The organism is Mesorhizobium sp. M1D.F.Ca.ET.231.01.1.1 (assembly GCF_003999155.2).
Taxonomy (GTDB): domain Bacteria; phylum Pseudomonadota; class Alphaproteobacteria; order Rhizobiales; family Rhizobiaceae; genus Mesorhizobium.
This window is the reverse complement of sequence record NZ_RZOZ02000242.1, coordinates 1-296: the sequence shown is the minus strand read 5'-3', so window position 1 is coordinate 296 and position 296 is coordinate 1. Positions and strand designations below refer to the sequence as shown.

General features: G+C 70.6%; 1 pseudogene. It reads left to right on the top strand.

The features are described from left to right. Nucleotides 1-296, top strand: a pseudogene (locus EN874_RS33125) (hypothetical protein); the annotation flags it as partial.

Genomic DNA, 296 nt, shown 5'->3' with positions numbered 1-296 from the left:
CGCGCCTTCGCCGTTTTCACCTCGTCTCGGCCGGGTCCGGTTCATATCGAGATTCCGACCGACGTCATGGTGAAGCCTGCCGACGGGATTGCGGCGGTCCTCAGCAACGCCGCGCCACCCGCTCCGGCCGCTGCGGCGATCACCGACGCCGCGCGGCTGATCAAGGCGGCTCGCCGCCCATTGATCCTGGCCGGTGGCGGCGCCAAGAAGGCCGATGCGGCGCTGACGCGCTTTGCCGAAGCTTTGGGCGCGCCGGTCGTCGAGACCGCCAATGCGCGCGGCCTGCTGCACCGTCA